Annotated in this window: 21 protein-coding genes; 18 read left to right on the top strand and 3 right to left on the bottom strand. The window is 45.2% G+C overall.

Annotated features, from left to right (window positions below):
- The first annotated feature begins 11 nt into the window (after nt 1-11).
- From rplR to rplQ, 11 genes are all read left to right on the top strand, one after another.
- Nucleotides 12-362, top strand: coding sequence for a 50S ribosomal protein L18 (gene rplR / locus AADH33_RS10115; protein WP_075102280.1), 351 nt, complete (start codon nt 12-14; stop codon nt 360-362).
- A gap of 2 nt (nt 363-364) precedes the next feature.
- On the top strand, nt 365-880 hold the full coding sequence (gene rpsE / locus AADH33_RS10110; RefSeq protein WP_075102281.1) for a 30S ribosomal protein S5: 516 nt from the start codon (nt 365-367) through the stop codon (nt 878-880).
- A gap of 20 nt (nt 881-900) precedes the next feature.
- Nucleotides 901-1,080: a 50S ribosomal protein L30 gene (gene rpmD / locus AADH33_RS10105; protein ID WP_071003155.1), complete on the top strand. Its 180-nt coding sequence runs from the start codon at nt 901-903 to the stop codon at nt 1,078-1,080.
- On the top strand, nt 1,080-1,520 hold the full coding sequence (gene rplO, locus AADH33_RS10100) for a 50S ribosomal protein L15 (protein ID WP_198336875.1): 441 nt from the start codon (nt 1,080-1,082) through the stop codon (nt 1,518-1,520). The genes rpmD and rplO overlap by 1 nt, the downstream gene beginning before the upstream one ends.
- A 19-nt stretch (nt 1,521-1,539) precedes the next feature.
- The gene (gene secY, locus AADH33_RS10095; protein WP_178377954.1) at nt 1,540-2,871 is read left to right on the top strand and encodes a preprotein translocase subunit SecY; all 1,332 of its coding nucleotides are present in this window, start codon (nt 1,540-1,542) and stop codon (nt 2,869-2,871) included.
- Between the two features lie 32 nt (nt 2,872-2,903).
- Nucleotides 2,904-3,020: a 50S ribosomal protein L36 gene (gene rpmJ / locus AADH33_RS10090; RefSeq protein WP_011279805.1), complete on the top strand. Its 117-nt coding sequence runs from the start codon at nt 2,904-2,906 to the stop codon at nt 3,018-3,020.
- Nucleotides 3,021-3,271: 251 nt separating this feature from the next.
- Nucleotides 3,272-3,628, top strand: a complete 357-nt coding sequence (gene rpsM, locus AADH33_RS10085) for a 30S ribosomal protein S13 (protein WP_075102284.1) — start codon at nt 3,272-3,274, stop codon at nt 3,626-3,628.
- A 20-nt stretch (nt 3,629-3,648) separates the two neighbouring features.
- A complete protein-coding gene (gene rpsK, locus AADH33_RS10080; protein WP_058368279.1) occupies nt 3,649-4,038 on the top strand; it encodes a 30S ribosomal protein S11 in 390 nt (129 codons plus the stop codon).
- Nucleotides 4,039-4,086: 48 nt separating this feature from the next.
- Nucleotides 4,087-4,728 carry a 30S ribosomal protein S4 gene (rpsD, locus tag AADH33_RS10075; protein ID WP_075102285.1) on the top strand — a complete coding sequence of 214 codons (642 nt, stop codon included), beginning with the start codon at nt 4,087-4,089 and terminating at the stop codon, nt 4,726-4,728.
- A gap of 81 nt (nt 4,729-4,809) precedes the next feature.
- Nucleotides 4,810-5,817, top strand: coding sequence for a DNA-directed RNA polymerase subunit alpha (gene rpoA / locus AADH33_RS10070; protein ID WP_075102286.1), 1,008 nt, complete (start codon nt 4,810-4,812; stop codon nt 5,815-5,817).
- 19 nt (nt 5,818-5,836) lie between these two features.
- Nucleotides 5,837-6,196: a 50S ribosomal protein L17 gene (rplQ, locus tag AADH33_RS10065; protein WP_075102287.1), complete on the top strand. Its 360-nt coding sequence runs from the start codon at nt 5,837-5,839 to the stop codon at nt 6,194-6,196.
- A 79-nt stretch (nt 6,197-6,275) separates the two neighbouring features.
- Here rplQ and AADH33_RS10060 read toward each other — a convergent pair whose 3' ends face one another.
- Nucleotides 6,276-6,896 carry an L-threonylcarbamoyladenylate synthase gene (locus tag AADH33_RS10060; protein WP_348548810.1) on the bottom strand — a complete coding sequence of 207 codons (621 nt, stop codon included), beginning with the start codon at nt 6,894-6,896 and terminating at the stop codon, nt 6,276-6,278.
- Between the two features lie 345 nt (nt 6,897-7,241).
- On the bottom strand, nt 7,242-7,958 hold the full coding sequence (locus AADH33_RS10055; protein WP_348548809.1) for an elongation factor P hydroxylase: 717 nt from the start codon (nt 7,956-7,958) through the stop codon (nt 7,242-7,244).
- A gap of 208 nt (nt 7,959-8,166) precedes the next feature.
- Here AADH33_RS10055 and AADH33_RS10050 point away from each other — a divergent pair, with 208 nt between their 5' ends.
- From AADH33_RS10050 to lysM, 6 genes are all read left to right on the top strand, one after another.
- Complete coding sequence (locus tag AADH33_RS10050; protein ID WP_075102290.1) at nt 8,167-8,760, top strand: YceD family protein; 594 nt, start codon at nt 8,167-8,169, stop codon at nt 8,758-8,760.
- 319 nt (nt 8,761-9,079) lie between these two features.
- Nucleotides 9,080-9,262 (top strand): 50S ribosomal protein L32, encoded by a 183-nt coding sequence (rpmF, locus tag AADH33_RS10045; protein ID WP_010196743.1) that lies wholly within the window; start codon nt 9,080-9,082, stop codon nt 9,260-9,262.
- Between the two features lie 422 nt (nt 9,263-9,684).
- Nucleotides 9,685-10,653 carry an ACP S-malonyltransferase gene (gene fabD / locus AADH33_RS10040; protein ID WP_075102291.1) on the top strand — a complete coding sequence of 323 codons (969 nt, stop codon included), beginning with the start codon at nt 9,685-9,687 and terminating at the stop codon, nt 10,651-10,653.
- A complete protein-coding gene (fabG, locus tag AADH33_RS10035) occupies nt 10,650-11,378 on the top strand; it encodes a 3-oxoacyl-ACP reductase FabG (RefSeq protein ID WP_075102292.1) in 729 nt (242 codons plus the stop codon). The genes fabD and fabG overlap by 4 nt, the downstream gene beginning before the upstream one ends.
- A gap of 276 nt (nt 11,379-11,654) precedes the next feature.
- On the top strand, nt 11,655-11,891 hold the full coding sequence (gene acpP / locus AADH33_RS10030; RefSeq protein ID WP_068034635.1) for an acyl carrier protein: 237 nt from the start codon (nt 11,655-11,657) through the stop codon (nt 11,889-11,891).
- A 395-nt stretch (nt 11,892-12,286) separates the two neighbouring features.
- A complete protein-coding gene (gene lysM, locus AADH33_RS10025; protein WP_105244917.1) occupies nt 12,287-12,796 on the top strand; it encodes a peptidoglycan-binding protein LysM in 510 nt (169 codons plus the stop codon).
- A gap of 217 nt (nt 12,797-13,013) precedes the next feature.
- Here lysM and queG read toward each other — a convergent pair whose 3' ends face one another.
- Entirely contained in the window at nt 13,014-14,249 is a 1,236-nt protein-coding gene (queG, locus tag AADH33_RS10020) for a tRNA epoxyqueuosine(34) reductase QueG (RefSeq protein WP_348548808.1), read from the bottom strand.
- A gap of 85 nt (nt 14,250-14,334) precedes the next feature.
- Between queG and AADH33_RS10015 the strand changes: the two genes are divergently transcribed.
- The gene (locus AADH33_RS10015) at nt 14,335-16,173 is read left to right on the top strand and encodes an NAD(P)H-hydrate dehydratase (protein WP_348548807.1); all 1,839 of its coding nucleotides are present in this window, start codon (nt 14,335-14,337) and stop codon (nt 16,171-16,173) included.
- Nucleotides 16,174-16,237: the final 64 nt, after the last annotated feature.

Here is a 16,237-nt window from a genome sequence, read left to right as displayed (position 1 = left end):
GGTGAGTTGAAATGTTTGATAAAAAAGCAGCTCGTCTACGTCGAGCAAAGAAAACCCGTGCGCATATCCGTCATCTAGGCGTTCATCGCTTAACGGTTAACCGTACACCAAGACATATTTATGCCCAGATTATCTCTCCAAACGGTGGTGAAGTGATTGCTCAGGCATCTACCTTAGACAGCAGCTTACGCTCTGGCTCAACTGGTAATGTTGATGCAGCAACGTCTGTAGGCCAAATGATCGCAGAACGCGCAAAAGCAGCTGGCATTACGAAAGTTGCCTTTGACCGTAGTGGTTTTAAATATCATGGTCGAGTAAAAGCTTTGGCTGAAGCTGCTCGCGAAAACGGATTGGAGTTTTAATCATGGCTAGAAATGATAAAAATGATAAAAATGAACAGACTGACGGTCTAGTAGAACGCTTAGTTACCGTTGATCGTGTTGCAAAAGTAGTTAAAGGTGGTCGTATTTTCTCATTCACCGCCTTGACGGTAGTGGGTGATGGTAATGGCCGTGTTGGTTTTGGCCGTGGTAAAGCACGTGAAGTGCCAGCTGCTATCCAAAAAGCACTAGAAGCTGCTAAGCGCAACATGATTACTGTTGAGCTAAATGATGCAACTTTGTATCATCCGATCAAAGCACGTCATGGTGCTAGTAAAGTCTTTATGCAGCCTGCATCTGAAGGTACTGGCGTAATCGCCGGTGGCGCAATGCGTGCGGTATTAGAAGTTGCTGGTGTCAAAGATGTTTTGACTAAATGTTATGGTTCTACCAACACTGCTAACGTTGTTCGTGCAACGTTTAACGGTTTACGTGATATGTCAACTCCAGAAAAGATGGCAGCAAAGCGTGGTAAATCTGTAGACGAAATCTTGGGTTAACTTAGACTAGGTGAGTTACGATGAAAAAAATGAAAGTCACTCAATTTAAATCGGGTGCCCATCGCCTAAAGAGCCACAAAGCGAGCTTGAAAGGATTGGGTTTACGCCGTATTGGTCATAGTGTGGTCGTTGAGGATACTCCTTCAACCCGTGGTATGGTTAATCGCGTCAACTACATGGTAAAAGTGGAGGAAGCGTAATGGGTCTTAGATTAAATGAATTATCACCAGGTGTTGGCGCAAAGAAAACTGCCCAACGTCGTGGTCGTGGTATCGGTTCAGGTCTTGGTAAGACTGGTGGCCGCGGTGTAAAAGGCCAAAAGTCTCGTTCAGGTTCTAGCATTCGCTCAGGATTTGAAGGTGGTCAAATGCCTTTATATCGTCGTCTACCAAAATTCGGTTTTACCAGTAAAATGGCAATGACAACTGCAGAAGTTCGTCTGTCTGAGCTGAACAAAATTGAAGGCGATGTGGTTAGCATTGAAACGCTAAAAGCAGCCAACCTTATCCGTCACGATATGAAACGTGCTCGCGTTATGCTATCAGGCGAAGTTACTAAAGCTTATACCTTCAAAGGTATCAAAGTAACAAAAGGCGCTAAGCAAGCAATCGAAGCTGCTGGTGGTAGCATCGAGGAGTAGTAACGTGTCAAAACAATCAATGACCTCAAGTGGTATACCGCTCAATCCATTTGCCTTCATACGCAAGTATGATGAGCTATGGACGCGTTTATTATTCTTAATCGGCGCATTGATTGTTTATCGTTTAGGGTCGCATATTCCAGTACCGGGTATCAATCCGGTCAACTTGGCTGATCTGTTTTCGCGCAACGAAAATACCATTTTGAGCATGTTCAATATGTTTTCAGGTGGTGCGCTAGAGCGTATGTCGATCATGGCACTTGGCATCATGCCATATATTTCAGCATCGATTATTGTACAGATGATGTCTGCGGTACTGCCATCGCTTGAAGCCCTCAAAAAAGAAGGTGAAGCAGGACGACGCAAGCTAAACAAGTATACCCGTCAAGGAACGCTTGCTTTGGCTCTAGTACAGTCATTAGGAATGTGTGCTGGCTTAATCAGCCAAAATCTTACTTTATCTACCGGCCTGACCTTTTATATTCCAGCGGTTACTTCGCTGGTAGCAGGTGCTATGTTCTTGATGTGGCTTGGTGAGCAGATTACAGAGCGCGGTGTCGGTAACGGTATCTCAATGCTGATTTTTGCCAGTATTGTAGCCGGTACGCCAGGTATGATTTCGCAGTCTATCGAGCAGGTCAATCAAGGTCAGATGAATTTGATTGTACTGTTTATTTTTGTGTTACTAGGCATCGCGGTGACCGCTGGTATCGTTTATATTGAACGTGCCCAGCGCCGTGTCCCTGTTAATTATGCACAGAAACAGCAGCAAGGGCGCAAGATTTATGCTCAGCAGCAGTCACATTTGCCGCTGAAATTAAACATGGCAGGGGTTATTCCCGCCATTTTTGCCAGCTCTTTATTGTTGTTTCCAGCCAGTTTAGGGCAGTGGGTCGGTCAGTCAACAGATCCTACTTTTACACAAAAAATATTACAAAATATGGCATTGGTACTGTCGCCAGGACAACCGCTATATTTAGTACTGTTTGGCGCAATGATTATTTTCTTCTGTTATTTTTATACGGCATTGGTCTTTAGCCCGCGTGAAGTAGCAGAAAACCTTAAACGTAGTGGAGCGTATATTCCAGGTATTCGCCCCGGACAACAAACTCAGCGTTACCTCGATCATGTATTAAACCGACTGACCTTTATTGGCGCGATGTATATGACGGTTATTTGTTTAATGCCAATGGTCGTCCAGTCATCGTTTGGTGTACCTTTCCAGCTTGGTGGTACGTCTTTGCTGATTATGGTGGTTGTGGTAATGGACTTCATCTCGCAAATTCAAGCGCACTTGATGACCCATCAATATCATGATCAGACGTTAATTCAATCGCCCACTCAACCTTAAATGAGCGGTACGATATCTCAAAGGAGCATGCTATGAAAGTTCAAGCATCAGTTAAAAAGATTTGTGGTAGCTGTAAAGTTGTGCGCCGTAAAGGCCGTGTACATGTTATTTGTACAGCAGAACCTCGCCACAAGCAACGTCAAGGTTAATATCTAGTAGCAACAAACCTTCGGTTTTGTTACTATAGCAATTAATACTTGAAAAATAACGGCGGATGCGATATCATCCGCCACTTGCCGTAGTTTATGCAAAACTTTTATAATGCTGTCGATGAATGGGCTTGTTGATGAGTCAAAGTAGCGATAGTCATTATAAAAGCTTTCGTATTGACAGCAACAAATCTGAAAAATACAGCCTTATTGATAAATAACGCTTATTTTTCTTTAATGGAGAGAAATCAATGGCTCGTATTGCCGGCGTAAACATTCCGGATAATAAGCATGCTGTTATTTCACTAACTTACATCTTTGGTGTAGGCCGTACCACTGCTCAGAAAATTTTAGACGCAGTTGGCATCGCTCCTACTACTAAAGTCAGTCAGTTAGATGATACACAGTTAGATGCTATCCGTGCACAAGTTGCAGAATACATGACTGAAGGTGATCTTCGTCGTGAAGTGTCTATGAATATCAAGCGTTTGGTTGATCTAGGCTGTTACCGTGGCATCCGCCATCGCCGTAACCTGCCTGTTCGTGGTCAAAACACCAAAAACAACGCTCGTACTCGCAAGGGTCCGACACGCCCTCTCAAAAGATAATTAACTTAGGAAGCTAAAAGATGGCTAAAGACACTCGTAGTCGCAAAAAAGTGACTCGTCGTTCAGTATCGGAGGGCGTTGCCCATATCCATGCGTCTTTTAATAACACCATTGTTACGATTACCGATCGTCAAGGTAATGCACTGGCTTGGGCCACTTCAGGTGGACAAGGCTTCCGTGGTTCACGTAAATCTACACCATTTGCAGCCCAGGTTGCAGCTGAAGTTGCTGGTAAAGCCGCTCAAGAGTATGGTGTTAAGAATATCGATGTTTTGGTCAAAGGACCAGGACCGGGTCGTGAGTCTGCGGTAAGAGCACTAGGTGCATTGGGTTATAAAGTAAACAGCATTTCTGATGTAACCCCAATCCCACACAATGGTTGCCGTGCGCCGAAAAAGCGCCGCGTCTAATATTAAAGACGAAGCTTTTTATCATAAGAGCTTATAGGAGACATAACAATGGCCCGTTATATTGGACCAAAACTCAAATTATCACGTCGTGAAGGCACAGACTTAGGCCTTAAGTCTGGTGTTAAGCCATATGACGTAAAAACAAAGAAAGCTGCTCGTCCACCTGGTCAACATGGTGTGAGCCGTAACAAAAGCTCAGAGTACTCTTTGCAGTTACGTGAAAAACAAAAAGTTAAGCGTATCTACGGTGTACTAGAGCGTCAGTTTGCGAACTACTATAAAGAAGCTGCTCGTAAGCGTGGTGCTACTGGTGAAAACCTACTAGCCATGCTTGAGAGCCGTTTAGACAACGTAGTATATCGCATGGGCTTTGGCTCAACTCGCGCCGAAGCACGTCAGCTAGTCAGCCATCGTGCTGTTATGGTAAAAAAAGCTGGCCGTGATGAGTTTGTTCGTGTGAACATTCCATCAATTCAGTTGCAAGATGGTGATGTCATCGCTATCCAAGAGAAGTCTCGCGAACAGCTACGTATCAAAAACGCTATCGAACTAGCGACTCAGCGTGGCATTCCAGAATGGCTAGATGTTGATCACAGCAAACTACAAGGCACGTTTAAACAAGCGCCTGATCGTATTGATCTACCTGCTGAAATCAACGAAAGCTTGATCGTTGAGCTATACTCTAAGTAAATGACGTACCGCTCAATGTCATAATCATGGCGTTGAGCAATGAACGTTAATTAAACCAGTTTAATAAATCGAGGTGACATCATGATGCTAAATGCAACTGAGTTTCTAACGCCGAACGCCATTAATGTGGATACGGTGAATGAAACGATTGCGAAAGTCACGCTCGAACCGTTAGAACGCGGCTTTGGGCATACCCTCGGGAATGCTCTGCGTCGCATCTTGTTATCTTCATTACCTGGTGCTGCAGTCATTGAAGCTGAGATTGATGGTGTTGACCATGAGTACTCAACGCTTGAAGGACTACAAGAAGACGTACTTGACTTGCTTTTGAACCTAAAAGGCTTGGCGATTACCCTTCATGACCAAAATGAAGTATTTTTGACCTTGGATAAACAAGGTCCAGGCACTATTACTGCTGCAGACATCACGCTACCGCATAATGTCGATATCATCAATCCAGATTTGGTGTTGGGTACATTAAGTGACCGTGGTCATCTTAAGATGCGTTTGCGCGTAGTAATGGGTCGTGGATATGAGCCAGCAAACCAGCGCCGTGAAGATGGTGACACCAAAGCAATCGGACGTTTAAAGCTTGATGCAAGCTTTAGTCCTGTGCTACGTGTTGCTTATCAGGTTGAGAACGCTCGCGTAGAGCAGCGTACTGATCTTGATCGTCTTATCGTTGAGCTTGAAACTAATGGCACTATAGATCCAGAAGAAGCAATTCGTAAAGCAGCCACTATTTTACAACAACAGATTTCTATCTTTGTTGACCTAGAAGCTGAAGAAGCGCCTGAGCCTGTGAAAGAAAAAGAAGAGGTCGATCCGGTGCTATTACGCCCTGTGGACGATCTTGAACTAACGGTTCGCTCAGCCAACTGCTTGAAAGCTGAAAACATTTACTATATCGGTGATTTGGTACAGCGTTCAGAGACTGAACTACTAAAAACCCCAAATCTTGGTAAGAAATCATTGACCGAAATCAAAGACGTACTAGCGTCTAAAGATTTAGAGCTCGGTATGCGCCTAGACAACTGGCCGCCAGCTGACCTTCGTGTCGATGATCGCTTTTCTTATCGTAGCCGTTAAACTTTAAGGATTTTTGACTATGCGCCATCGTAAGAGTGGAGTCAAGCTGGGTCGTACCGGCAGTCATCGTAAGGCAATGTTTCAGAACATGACCAACTCATTGTTTGAGCATGAACTGATCAAAACTACTTTGCCAAAAGCTAAAGAATTGCGCCGCGTTGCTGAGCCATTGATCACTTTGGCTAAAGAAGACAGCGTTGCTAATCGCCGTTTGGCATTTAGCCGTATGCGTAGCAAAGCTATGGTCGGTAAACTATTTGGCACGTTAGGTCCTCGTTACCAAACGCGTCCAGGTGGTTATTTACGTATCGTAAAATGTGGTCATCGTGACGGTGACAACGCGCCAATGGCTTATGTAGAATTGGTTGATCGCGACTAATTTTGCATTGACGATATAATGTATAAAAAAGGCTCCAATTGAATTGGAGCCTTTTTTTATGTTTCGAGTTTGTCGCTAATTACAATAATAATGAATCAACATCGGCTGCACCTTGTCTGATGATTTCAGGCACCCCACCAGTCATATCTACAATGGTCGTCAGCTTGGTGGTCTTGATACCAGCATTGATCAAACCATCAATTTGATTGCTTAATAGTTCTTCGATTTCAAAGGGATCATCAAGGATGTTGTCACGCTCGGGCAGTATCAATGAGCTGGTCAAAATTGGTTCATCCATGGCTTCTAATAATGCTTGAGCGATAGGATTGCTTGGTACACGGATACCAATGGTTTTTTTCTTAGGATGCGCCAGCTTTTTAGGGACATCTTTTGTCGCATTTAGGATAAAAGTAATTGGGGCTGGGGTATGCGCTTTTAGCTGTTTATACTGAGCATTGTCTACGGTCGCATAGGTGGCAATCTCGCTTAAATCGCGACAAAGTAAAGTAAATTGGTGTTTGTCATCCAGTGCGCGGATTTGCTTAAGTTTGTCTAAGGCCTCTTTTGCGCCCAAACGGCACCCAAACGCGTAGCTGGTATCGGTAGGGTAAATGATTAGTTGATCTTTGCGCAGCAGCTCGGCTGCTTGAGCGATCAGACGAGGCTGCGGATTGTCGGGATGAATATAAAAAACTTGCATAATCGTTCCTTATTTTATAATTATAACAGTATCGATGATCGGTACTACGTCGCCTTATTGTGAGTCATACTCCGGGTCAATGACTGCTGACACGGGGGTATGATATAGAGTGACAAAGACAAGTAAGGCACTTTACTGGTTTAGTATAACGCAAGGCAAATATAAGTTTAGTGGTAGGGCGTTACGATGCGTAGAAAATCGTTAACGGTTTATGATGATATCAAAAGCGCCTGCTTTATTTTAGCCGCGCTTATGGTGACTTTATAGACGATGCTGCGTGAGATAAATACCAGCAGCACAGAGCACATATACTATATGTTCGTTTTATTTAAGATGAATTATAAATTAATTGCACACGCACAAAAAAGTATGCAATAAGGTTTTAGCATCGCGGGGCAGGGTATGAGGGCGGGCGATATAGTCCTCAGCTTGCTGATATACGTCGAGTGCAAAGGTGCTACCGCTGGTATCGAAGTCCGCAAACAAGTTGTCTTGTGACACTCGAAACACACGCCCGCATGCTAAGGTGAATAAACACTCTAGGGCTTGCGGTTTGATTTCTACGCGCTCAAACGCTTGCTGCTGCGCTTCACTACGGCCATCTGGGGCATACCAGTAGCCAAAGTCTGCCAACTGCCGACGCGCCTCACCAGCGATGCACCAATGGCTGCACTCGTGCAGGGCGCTGGCAAAGAACCCATGCGCGAACTCAATTCTCGCTGGTAGAGAGTCTGTTGCAGGGAAGTATTCTGGCTCACCCTGACCACGAACCAATACAACCTTTTGATGCGCAAATACTGTATTAAACAGGCCAATCAGCCAATCAGTCGCCGCTTTCTCACTATCTGCTTCTGAAGGCTGCTGGCCACTGTCTACTTTTATAGTAGATATTTTTTGCCAGTCCTCTTGCCAGATTGATAGGTGCGCATTTGTCATGAGTGATGGTAGTGCACTATCTGGGCGGCTAGAGGCTATTAAATGGCTCAGCCGCTGACGTAATATCGGTGCGTGAATACGAGGCTGGAGAGTAGAAAAATCCATTGGATCGGTAAAACAAGTCATAGATCGAGTACAGAGTAAATAGAGAATAAAGACAAAAGACCTTGTGAGAAGAGGCCAAGTGACAGTGCTAAACGGTAGTGTGAAGCGACAATGCGGTAAAATATAGCCGGGATCAAAAAATAGTAACATACTAGCGCTGGCACCCCTCGGTGCTTTCCGTTAGTATGGCAAGCAATATTATACACCGTTTTGATGAATGAGGCCGCGCATGTCAAACACTTTAGAAAATAAGCCGTCAGCAAATAACACTGACCATAAAAAAGCGCCCGTATCAAGCGTTATGCCTGAAAATATCTCGTTAGATAAATGGGCCGACAGTGGGTTTGAGTGGGCAGGAGAGGTGGAACCACGCAGTTTTGAGCGTTTGGCTGCCATACTGACCACAGAGCATGAGCAACAAACAATACAGCTAAATACTCAATTATACCGTCATAATAATGTGCTGCATCTCGCCTTTACCTTGGCGGGCGATATCTGGCTCACCTGTCAGCGCTGTTTGCAGCCAATTGCCATTGATTTGTCTGATGATTATGACATTGCTTTGTTGGATGATGACAGCCAAATAAGCTTGGTCGATGAAGAGCAGGATTATTTATTACTTGATGAAATCATTCCTGAACAATCGCCAGAAAACTTGCTGCCATTAAAAAAGCTGGTAGAAGATGAGATATTGCTTAAAACACCCATGGCCCCTAAGCACGATGATTGTGAAATGAGTGTTGAGCAGTTTGGTGAGATTCCAGAGGAAGAAGAAAACGAAAATCCTTTTGCAGCATTGGCATCGCTCAAAGGCAAACTATAATCGCGGTGGCAAATGAGCCTATGGCAGATTATGATGCCTTTTATCCGCTTTCTGTCAAAGAGTGAAAGGCAGGGCTTTATTAATCCATCAAACATGCGTATAATGTCCGGTTTATTGCATTCTAGCAACAAGTTGCTTGCTGATAGAAGCTGACTGGGCAAATTTCCCATCGATTTTAGACGCAGTCAGCACTTTATGTAGGTGGCAATCTATTTAACCAATGATGCTTAAGACTTAGGTTGTTGTGATTCTATAGCCTCTGTCAGTATCGACTAAAGCTGAATTTTAAGCTTATCCCTTTAAGTATAGGAGCTATATCATGGCTGTTCAAAAAAGTCGTAAAAGCCGTTCTCGTCGTGACATGCGCCGTTCACACCATCGTATGGAAGTGGCTGAGCTAAGCGTAGATGCTACCACTGGTGAAAAACATCGTCGTCACCACATGACTAAAGATGGTTTCTACCGTGGCCGTCAGTTATTTAAGGTCAGTCAAGACGCTTAAGTCGTTGGTTTTATAATGGTCAATACAAAATAATGATAGTACAGGTGACTATCATTATTTTTGTGTCGCTGTTATGAGGCAATTCGCTTTAAGCCAAAAAAAGCCAAGTTATTTCGCTATCATAAATTATGTGGCTGGATAACTTGGCTTTTTGCTATCGTTTTTTTAGACTTTTTGTCTAAAAAGCGTATGATGTTATTCTCTTTTGTAGACAAGCACCGATGTAGCTACCATCCATTAAATCGGGGTTTTGCTCAGCTTTGCTGCACCACCTACTATGATAATAGCGTGTGTCAGTGTATAGTTTACGAATGTTCCGTTTTTTAGACCAAACGTCAAATCAACGGCTTTATACAGTATTTAATAATATAATAACCCCCATTGATTTAGGGATATTTCCAATTAAATAAGGAATATTGGTTATGGCCTCTGTACCCGATATGGTAAAAAAGCAGCCGACTCGTATGGCGGTGATTTTTCCTGGACAAGGATCGCAAGTAGTCGGGATGACTAGCGAGCTTGCTGACCTCTACCCAGAGATTCGTGAAACCTTTACCGAAGCCAGCGATGCGCTTGGCGAGGACTTATGGGCAATCTGTCAAGACGAAGAAAAGCTCAATCAAACCCAATATACGCAGCCTGCGCTACTCACAGCAAGTATGGCAATTTGGCGTATCTTACAACAAAAAATCACCACGGCGCCTTGCTACTTAGCGGGTCACTCGTTAGGTGAGTACAGCGCCCTTTGCGCCGCTGAAGTGATCTCACTTGCCGATGCTGTCACCTTGGTACATAAACGTGGCCAGTTGATGCAAGAGGCTGTGGTCGGTGTAGATACCGCTATGGCAGCTGTGTTGGGGTTAGAGGATCACCGAGTCGAAAACCTCTGTGAGCAAGCGACCGAGCATGTCGATGATGCCATCGTGGGCGCTGCTAACTTTAACAGTCCAGGGCAAGTGGTCATTTCGGGCAACGCAGCTGGTGTGAATGCTGTTATCGATAAAGTACAAAATACGGGCAAAAAATCCATACCTTTGAAGGTCAGTGTACCGTCTCACTGCGCATTGATGGCGCCTGCAAGTGACGCCCTAGCCGAGATATTGGCAGGTATCAAGTTTGATCAAGCCACCATTCCTGTGATTCAAAACCGCCATGCGCGCGTTGAAACCAGTGCCGCTGGCATCAAACAAGCACTGACTGAGCAACTAAGCCAACCAGTTTTGTGGTCACAGACCATGCAAGAGCTGGCTGATAAACAAATTAATGTATTAATCGAATGCGGCAGTGGCAACGTACTCAGCAACTTGGCCAAGCGCCAAGCACAGCCGATTACCAGCTATCCTACAGATAAGCCTGCCCGTCTGGATAAGTTAATGGAGGTGTTATCATGAGCCGCACAATTACCCTAGTCACTGGTGCCAGTCGCGGTATCGGTAAAGCTGTCGCCAAGCGGTTTGCAAAAGAAGGACACTTTGTGATTGGCACGGCGACCACCGAAAAGGGCGCTGAGCTGATTGATGAGTATCTACACGATACTGGCGGTATCGGCCGCGTATTAGATGTCCGTGATACTGCGCAAATCGAAAAGTTATTTGAAGAGATTGAAAGCGTCTACGGTGCTGTACAAGTATTGGTCAACAATGCCGGTATCACCCAAGACGGGTTGCTAATGCGTATGAAAGACGAGGATTGGGAAAACGTCGTCGATACCAACTTAACCTCAGTCTATCGTATGAGCAAACGTGCGGTACGCGGCATGATGAAAGCACGCCGAGGACGCATCATCAACATCACCTCTGTGGTGGCGCAGATGGGTAATGCAGGTCAGTCCAACTATGCTGCTACCAAAGCGGGTGTTGAAGGCTTTAGTCGGACGCTGGCGCGCGAGATTGGCTCAAGACAGGTGACCATCAACTGCGTCGCACCAGGTCTGATCGAAACGGACATGACGGACGAGTTGGACGAGCGCTTGCTAAACTCGATGCTCGACGCTGTCCCTATCAGCCGTTTGGGTCAGCCAGAAGATATCGCTGCTGCTGTACACTTCCTAGCCAGCGATGAGGCCAGCTATATAACTGGCGCGGTCATTCCAGTCAATGGCGGGATGTATATGTAAAGTGACGCACAAGTGTTACATAGAAATAATAAAAAACTGTGTGAACGAGTGTAAACTATAATAAAGGGTGTTATAATGACGGACACTTTTATGTCAAAGCACTGTATCATGACAGGACTTTAGTAGACATTAGACAGACTGTATCAGGTGTCATAGAGTACTCAGACAGCGATGTCGCTGATCTGGCAAATCCCATTTTATATACCATGCTATAGAGTGTAGACCGCACGCTAGAGCAGTTTATTAAAAATAATAGATGATAAAGGAGCAATCTACATGAGCAACGATACCGAGCTAAGAGTTAAATCAGCTGTGGCTGAGCAATTGGGTATGAACGTTGAAGACATCAACAACGACGCCTCATTCATGGAAGATCTAGGTGCAGATTCACTAGATTTGGTTGAGTTGGTAATGTCATTTGAAAGTGATTTTGGTATCACTATTCCTGACGAAGACTCTGCAGAGTTGACCACGGTTCAAAAAGCAATCGATTACGTACAAGCCCAGCTATAATGCTGTAGTCATCGCCATCTGATTGGCTCAGCCAGTCTAAAAAGCCGCTTGCCCTATGGGTTGGCGGTTTTTTTTGTGCTTGTTGCATTTCATATATGGACCTCAGGGGTACATTTGAGTGTTTAGCAATCTCAAAGTATTAACATATACTTTATGAAATTAACATTACTCAACATACTCTTACTATTTAAATGAAGCGTTTTTGTTATACTCAAAATGTCGACGTGATGCAGACATCGTTGTATACGGATTGATGCTATGTATGAATTAATTGCATATGAAGCTATTGCGTTAACGTTTATATACGATGAATATTCCTGACATCACTGATAGTGAGACATTATCTACAACAATAACGATGCATAACAAATAACAATAGTTCAAGGAGTAGTTAGATGGGTATTTTTAGTTTTGCAAAAGACATCGGCGAAAAAATCTTTAACCGTGATGATGCCAAACATGACGCCAAATCAGAGACCAAAGCAGATGCTAACACCCCAGTACAGAGCACTGAGCCTTCTGCCCAGTCAGTAGCCAATATTTTGCTTCGCCGTATTCAGCAGCAAAATCTGAATATCAGCAATCTAAAGATCAAATACAATGGTACGACAGATACTGCAGAAATCAGCGGTAATGCCAAGACACAAGCAGACCGTGAAAAAGCCATTATCGCTATTGGTAACGTGCAAAATGTAGCAAAAGTCATCGATAATATCGATATCGAAGAAGATGCTCCAGAATCAACCATGTATACGGTAAAATCTGGCGATAGCTTATCGAAGATTGCCAAAGAGGTGTATGGCTCATCTGGGGATTATATGAAGATTTTTGAGGCCAATAAGCCCATGTTATCTGACCCAGACAAAATTTACCCAGGCCAAGTCTTACGTATTCCAAAACCCTAATGTAATAGCTTAATACAATAGATAAATAAGCTGGAAAGTGTTGTATTAAAAAGTACTGTATTAAAAAGATTGCTCACCCAATAAACAGCGTCTCTTACATAAGAGGCGCTTTTTATTGGGTAAGAGGTTGTTGACATCACTGGTTAAAGCTATTTGACTAAGCAGCGACTCATCATAAGAAGCGAATAACCATAAGCATCTGTGATAAGACAGGATATTAATCATCAGTACCGCTGAGCTTTCGTTGTTGTTCAGCGATTGCCCAATGTATATGCTCGTCTAGCATGGCGTTATGGGTCTGCAGCTTAGCCTGCAACTGGGTAATAACTTCTTGACAGCCGTTGGCATTGCCAAGTGCAATCGCGATATTGCGTAAAAAATTAACGTAGCCTGTGCGTCTAAGCGGGCTGCCTTGGGTTTTTTGCATAAAATCCGCTTCTTGCCATTGCCACAGCTCAAGCAAACTGCTGTTGTCAAGACTGTGCCGCGGTGCAAAGTCTTCGACAGTTGTGATATTGGCATAACGGTTCCACGGACAGATGAGCTGGCAATCATCACAACCAAAGACGCGATTGCCAATGGCGCGGCGATATTTTTCATCGATAATACCATCATGTTCGATGGTCAAATAAGAGATACAAGCAGAGGCGTTTAGCTCATAAGGCGCGACAATGGCCTGAGTGGGGCAGACATCAATACAAGCGCTACAACTGCCGCAATGCGACTTGACAGGAGCGTCGTCTGGTAGCTCGAGACTGATGAACAGCTCTCCTAGTACAAAAAAAGAGCCTGCTTGTTTGTTGAGTAGCAAAGTATGTTTGCCTGTCCAGCCAAGACCAGCGGCATCTGCGATTGGCCGCTCAAAGATGGGGGCTGAGTCACTAAATGGCCGAAAAACAAACTCTTGCGCCGAGCCGATATCCAAATGTTGCCACTCAGGAAGCATGGCTTCGATTTGTAATGCCAATTGCTTTAGGCGACTGCGCATGGTTTTATGATAGTCGCGCCCTCGCGCGTAACGCGCTATGATGCCTTGATTGGGAAAATCGTTATCAGCGACCGTCCGCGGCGTAGGCGTCTGCGTCAAATAATCCATGCGCACACTGATGATGGTTTTGGCACCCTCTACCAGTTGGTCGGGATGAGCGCGCAAATGGTGATTGTTGTGCATAAACTGCAACTGTCCTTCATAGCCTTTTGCCAGCCATTGCTGTAGCTGCGTCATCTGCTGAGCAAATAACGGATGATGCACGGAGAGAAAACCACAGTCCCCAAACCCCAACGCCTGTGCTTGAGACTTAATCCACTGCTTGACATCCTCGGCACTTGTGAATGGTGAGTCATTTTTGACGTCGATTTTCTTGCTGGGTACCTGTGACAGGTGAGCAGGCGTCTCAGCCGCTGTCTGGCCGTTAGAGGTGTCAGGTAGGTCGGGTTTTGAGAGAGTAGACATAAAGGATAATAAAAATCAAAGAAGTACCGCTATGATAAGGCAGTGAGTATGGAGTGCAAGCATAAAAATGAATAAAGGAGCAAATATGAAACCGGATTGTCATTTAGCAGCATTAGCGTCAATAACGCCTAATGAGGCCACGGCACTGTATAACAGTGAGCAGGTCTATGCCATGGAGCAGGCTTGGTTTGCACAAGGGCACGATAGCTTTGGGCTTATGCAGCAAGCAGCGTGGCAGATGGCGCAGTATATACAAAAGGCAAATGAACAAAAATGTGCGAGGCCGAGCGCTTCTATCAACGGTACACCTGCCCGTCGTCATAGGTATCAGCAGCGGGTCAGTATCTGGGTAGGTAAGGGCAATAATGGCGGTGATGGCTGGCTCATTGCGCATTATCTACGGCGTATGGGCTGGCAGGTACAGGTCGTGACAGTTGGTTTTAGTAAAGACGATCTTGAGACAGATAACTCCATAATAAAGGATACTGATATAAATAGTGCGACATCTATCTCTGATGCCGAAAGAGCGAAACAAATAGCATTGGCACATGGGTGTCGTTATCAGCGCTTTGAAGAGATGTGCGCTGAGTGGAACGCTAGCCCTAATATCGATGCTGATGCTGATGCTGATGCGAGTACATGGCAAGCGAGTGATTATGCAGCGCATGCTGATGTCTATATCGATGCAATCTTCGGTATCGGGTTGGACCGTGCGCCAGCAGGCATCTACCAGAGCGCTATTTATCGGTTTAACCAATTGGCCAAATGCTATAAGCCGTTTGTGATTGCGGTGGACATTCCTAGTGGTTTGGTCGCGTCGACAGGTGAAGTGTTTTCTGGTGCCGCGATACAGGCGGATATGACTCTGTGCTTGGTGGCGCGTAAGTTTGGTCTGCATACCAAAGACGGTATGGATTATAGTGGCCAAGTCGTCGACATCGCGCTGATACCTTATGCGCTGGGGGATAACGCTCTTAAACCGGTGGCAAAGCTGGTCACAAGTGCGTACGCTCTAACCCCTCGCCAACAAAACAGCTATAAAGGTAGCTATGGCCATGTGCTCATCATCGGTGGCAACCGTGTGGATGGCTCGCAAGGGATGGGCGGTGCGGCGATACTATCAGCTTCTAGTGCCATGGCAACGGGAGCAGGTAAGATCACTGTGGCATGTCATGAGGCTTTTCATGCAGCCTTGCTGACCTCACTGCCTGATGCCATGACGATAAACCTACATGATGTCGATGGGGTAAGGCAATTGCTTAAGGGAGCCAGCGTCATCGCTATCGGTATGGGCTTGGGACGTGATGATAAGGCCAAAAAATTATTTGTCTGCTATCTAAACGCTGCCATTGCAGAAAAAAAACCAATCGTCATCGACGCTGATGGCCTGTATCATCTGGCAGCTTTGCACAAGGAGCATCACCCGCTTATCGCCGCCTTGCAGCAGCATAGCGCCCATCACTCAGTCTGCCTGACACCGCACAGTGGTGAAGCCGCAAAGCTATTAGGTATGGAGGTCAGTCAAGTAGAGAGCGACAGATTGGCTGCTATTAGACAGTGTGCGACAGATTATGGTGGTGATTGGGTATTAAAGGGTGCAGGATCGTTGGTGCTAGAGCAAAGAGTGCAGCAGGCACAGATCTATGTCTGTGCGACAGGCAATGCAGGCATGGCGACAGCAGGCATGGGCGATGTCTTATCTGGTCTGATCGCTGGACTGCTGGCGCAAAAGGATTTGATAAGAGAGTTGCGCGGTCTACAGCAAGCAGTGCTTCTGCACGGTATGGCAGGCGATATGTTGATCAACCAAACCGATAAAACGGCGTTATTGATTGGTCAACGAGGGCTACAGGCGCAAGATATGCCGGCGGCCATTCGTCATGTCATGCAGGAACTTACCGTCAGTGATGACAGCTGGTCGTAAGACCAACAGGAAGACCGATAACGCTATAGGTAGGGTGTGCCCTCAATTGAGTCATAGTCATCCA

The sequence above is a fragment of the Psychrobacter sp. KFRI-CH2-11 genome, assembly GCF_038239325.1.
GTDB lineage: Bacteria > Pseudomonadota > Gammaproteobacteria > Pseudomonadales > Moraxellaceae > Psychrobacter > Psychrobacter celer.
The sequence above is the reverse complement of the archived record's forward strand: the minus strand, read 5'-3'. Positions and strand labels throughout refer to the sequence as shown.

Excerpts from the sequence above, each read along its gene's own strand:
- rplR (WP_075102280.1), top strand. The coding sequence starts at position 12 with ATGTTTGATAAAAAAGCAGCTCGTCTACGTCGAGCAAAGAAAACCCGT.
- rpsE (WP_075102281.1), top strand. The coding sequence starts at position 365 with ATGGCTAGAAATGATAAAAATGATAAAAATGAACAGACTGACGGTCTA.
- rpmD (WP_071003155.1), top strand. The coding sequence starts at position 901 with ATGAAAAAAATGAAAGTCACTCAATTTAAATCGGGTGCCCATCGCCTA.
- rplO (WP_198336875.1), top strand. The coding sequence starts at position 1,080 with ATGGGTCTTAGATTAAATGAATTATCACCAGGTGTTGGCGCAAAGAAA.
- secY (WP_178377954.1), top strand. The coding sequence starts at position 1,540 with ATGACCTCAAGTGGTATACCGCTCAATCCATTTGCCTTCATACGCAAG.
- rpmJ (WP_011279805.1), top strand. The coding sequence starts at position 2,904 with ATGAAAGTTCAAGCATCAGTTAAAAAGATTTGTGGTAGCTGTAAAGTT.
- rpsM (WP_075102284.1), top strand. The coding sequence starts at position 3,272 with ATGGCTCGTATTGCCGGCGTAAACATTCCGGATAATAAGCATGCTGTT.
- rpsK (WP_058368279.1), top strand. The coding sequence starts at position 3,649 with ATGGCTAAAGACACTCGTAGTCGCAAAAAAGTGACTCGTCGTTCAGTA.
- rpsD (WP_075102285.1), top strand. The coding sequence starts at position 4,087 with ATGGCCCGTTATATTGGACCAAAACTCAAATTATCACGTCGTGAAGGC.
- rpoA (WP_075102286.1), top strand. The coding sequence starts at position 4,810 with ATGATGCTAAATGCAACTGAGTTTCTAACGCCGAACGCCATTAATGTG.
- rplQ (WP_075102287.1), top strand. The coding sequence starts at position 5,837 with ATGCGCCATCGTAAGAGTGGAGTCAAGCTGGGTCGTACCGGCAGTCAT.
- AADH33_RS10060 (WP_348548810.1), bottom strand. The coding sequence starts at position 6,896 with ATGCAAGTTTTTTATATTCATCCCGACAATCCGCAGCCTCGTCTGATC.
- AADH33_RS10055 (WP_348548809.1), bottom strand. The coding sequence starts at position 7,958 with ATGACTTGTTTTACCGATCCAATGGATTTTTCTACTCTCCAGCCTCGT.
- AADH33_RS10050 (WP_075102290.1), top strand. The coding sequence starts at position 8,167 with ATGTCAAACACTTTAGAAAATAAGCCGTCAGCAAATAACACTGACCAT.
- rpmF (WP_010196743.1), top strand. The coding sequence starts at position 9,080 with ATGGCTGTTCAAAAAAGTCGTAAAAGCCGTTCTCGTCGTGACATGCGC.
- fabD (WP_075102291.1), top strand. The coding sequence starts at position 9,685 with ATGGCCTCTGTACCCGATATGGTAAAAAAGCAGCCGACTCGTATGGCG.
- fabG (WP_075102292.1), top strand. The coding sequence starts at position 10,650 with ATGAGCCGCACAATTACCCTAGTCACTGGTGCCAGTCGCGGTATCGGT.
- acpP (WP_068034635.1), top strand. The coding sequence starts at position 11,655 with ATGAGCAACGATACCGAGCTAAGAGTTAAATCAGCTGTGGCTGAGCAA.
- lysM (WP_105244917.1), top strand. The coding sequence starts at position 12,287 with ATGGGTATTTTTAGTTTTGCAAAAGACATCGGCGAAAAAATCTTTAAC.
- queG (WP_348548808.1), bottom strand. The coding sequence starts at position 14,249 with ATGTCTACTCTCTCAAAACCCGACCTACCTGACACCTCTAACGGCCAG.
- AADH33_RS10015 (WP_348548807.1), top strand. The coding sequence starts at position 14,335 with ATGAAACCGGATTGTCATTTAGCAGCATTAGCGTCAATAACGCCTAAT.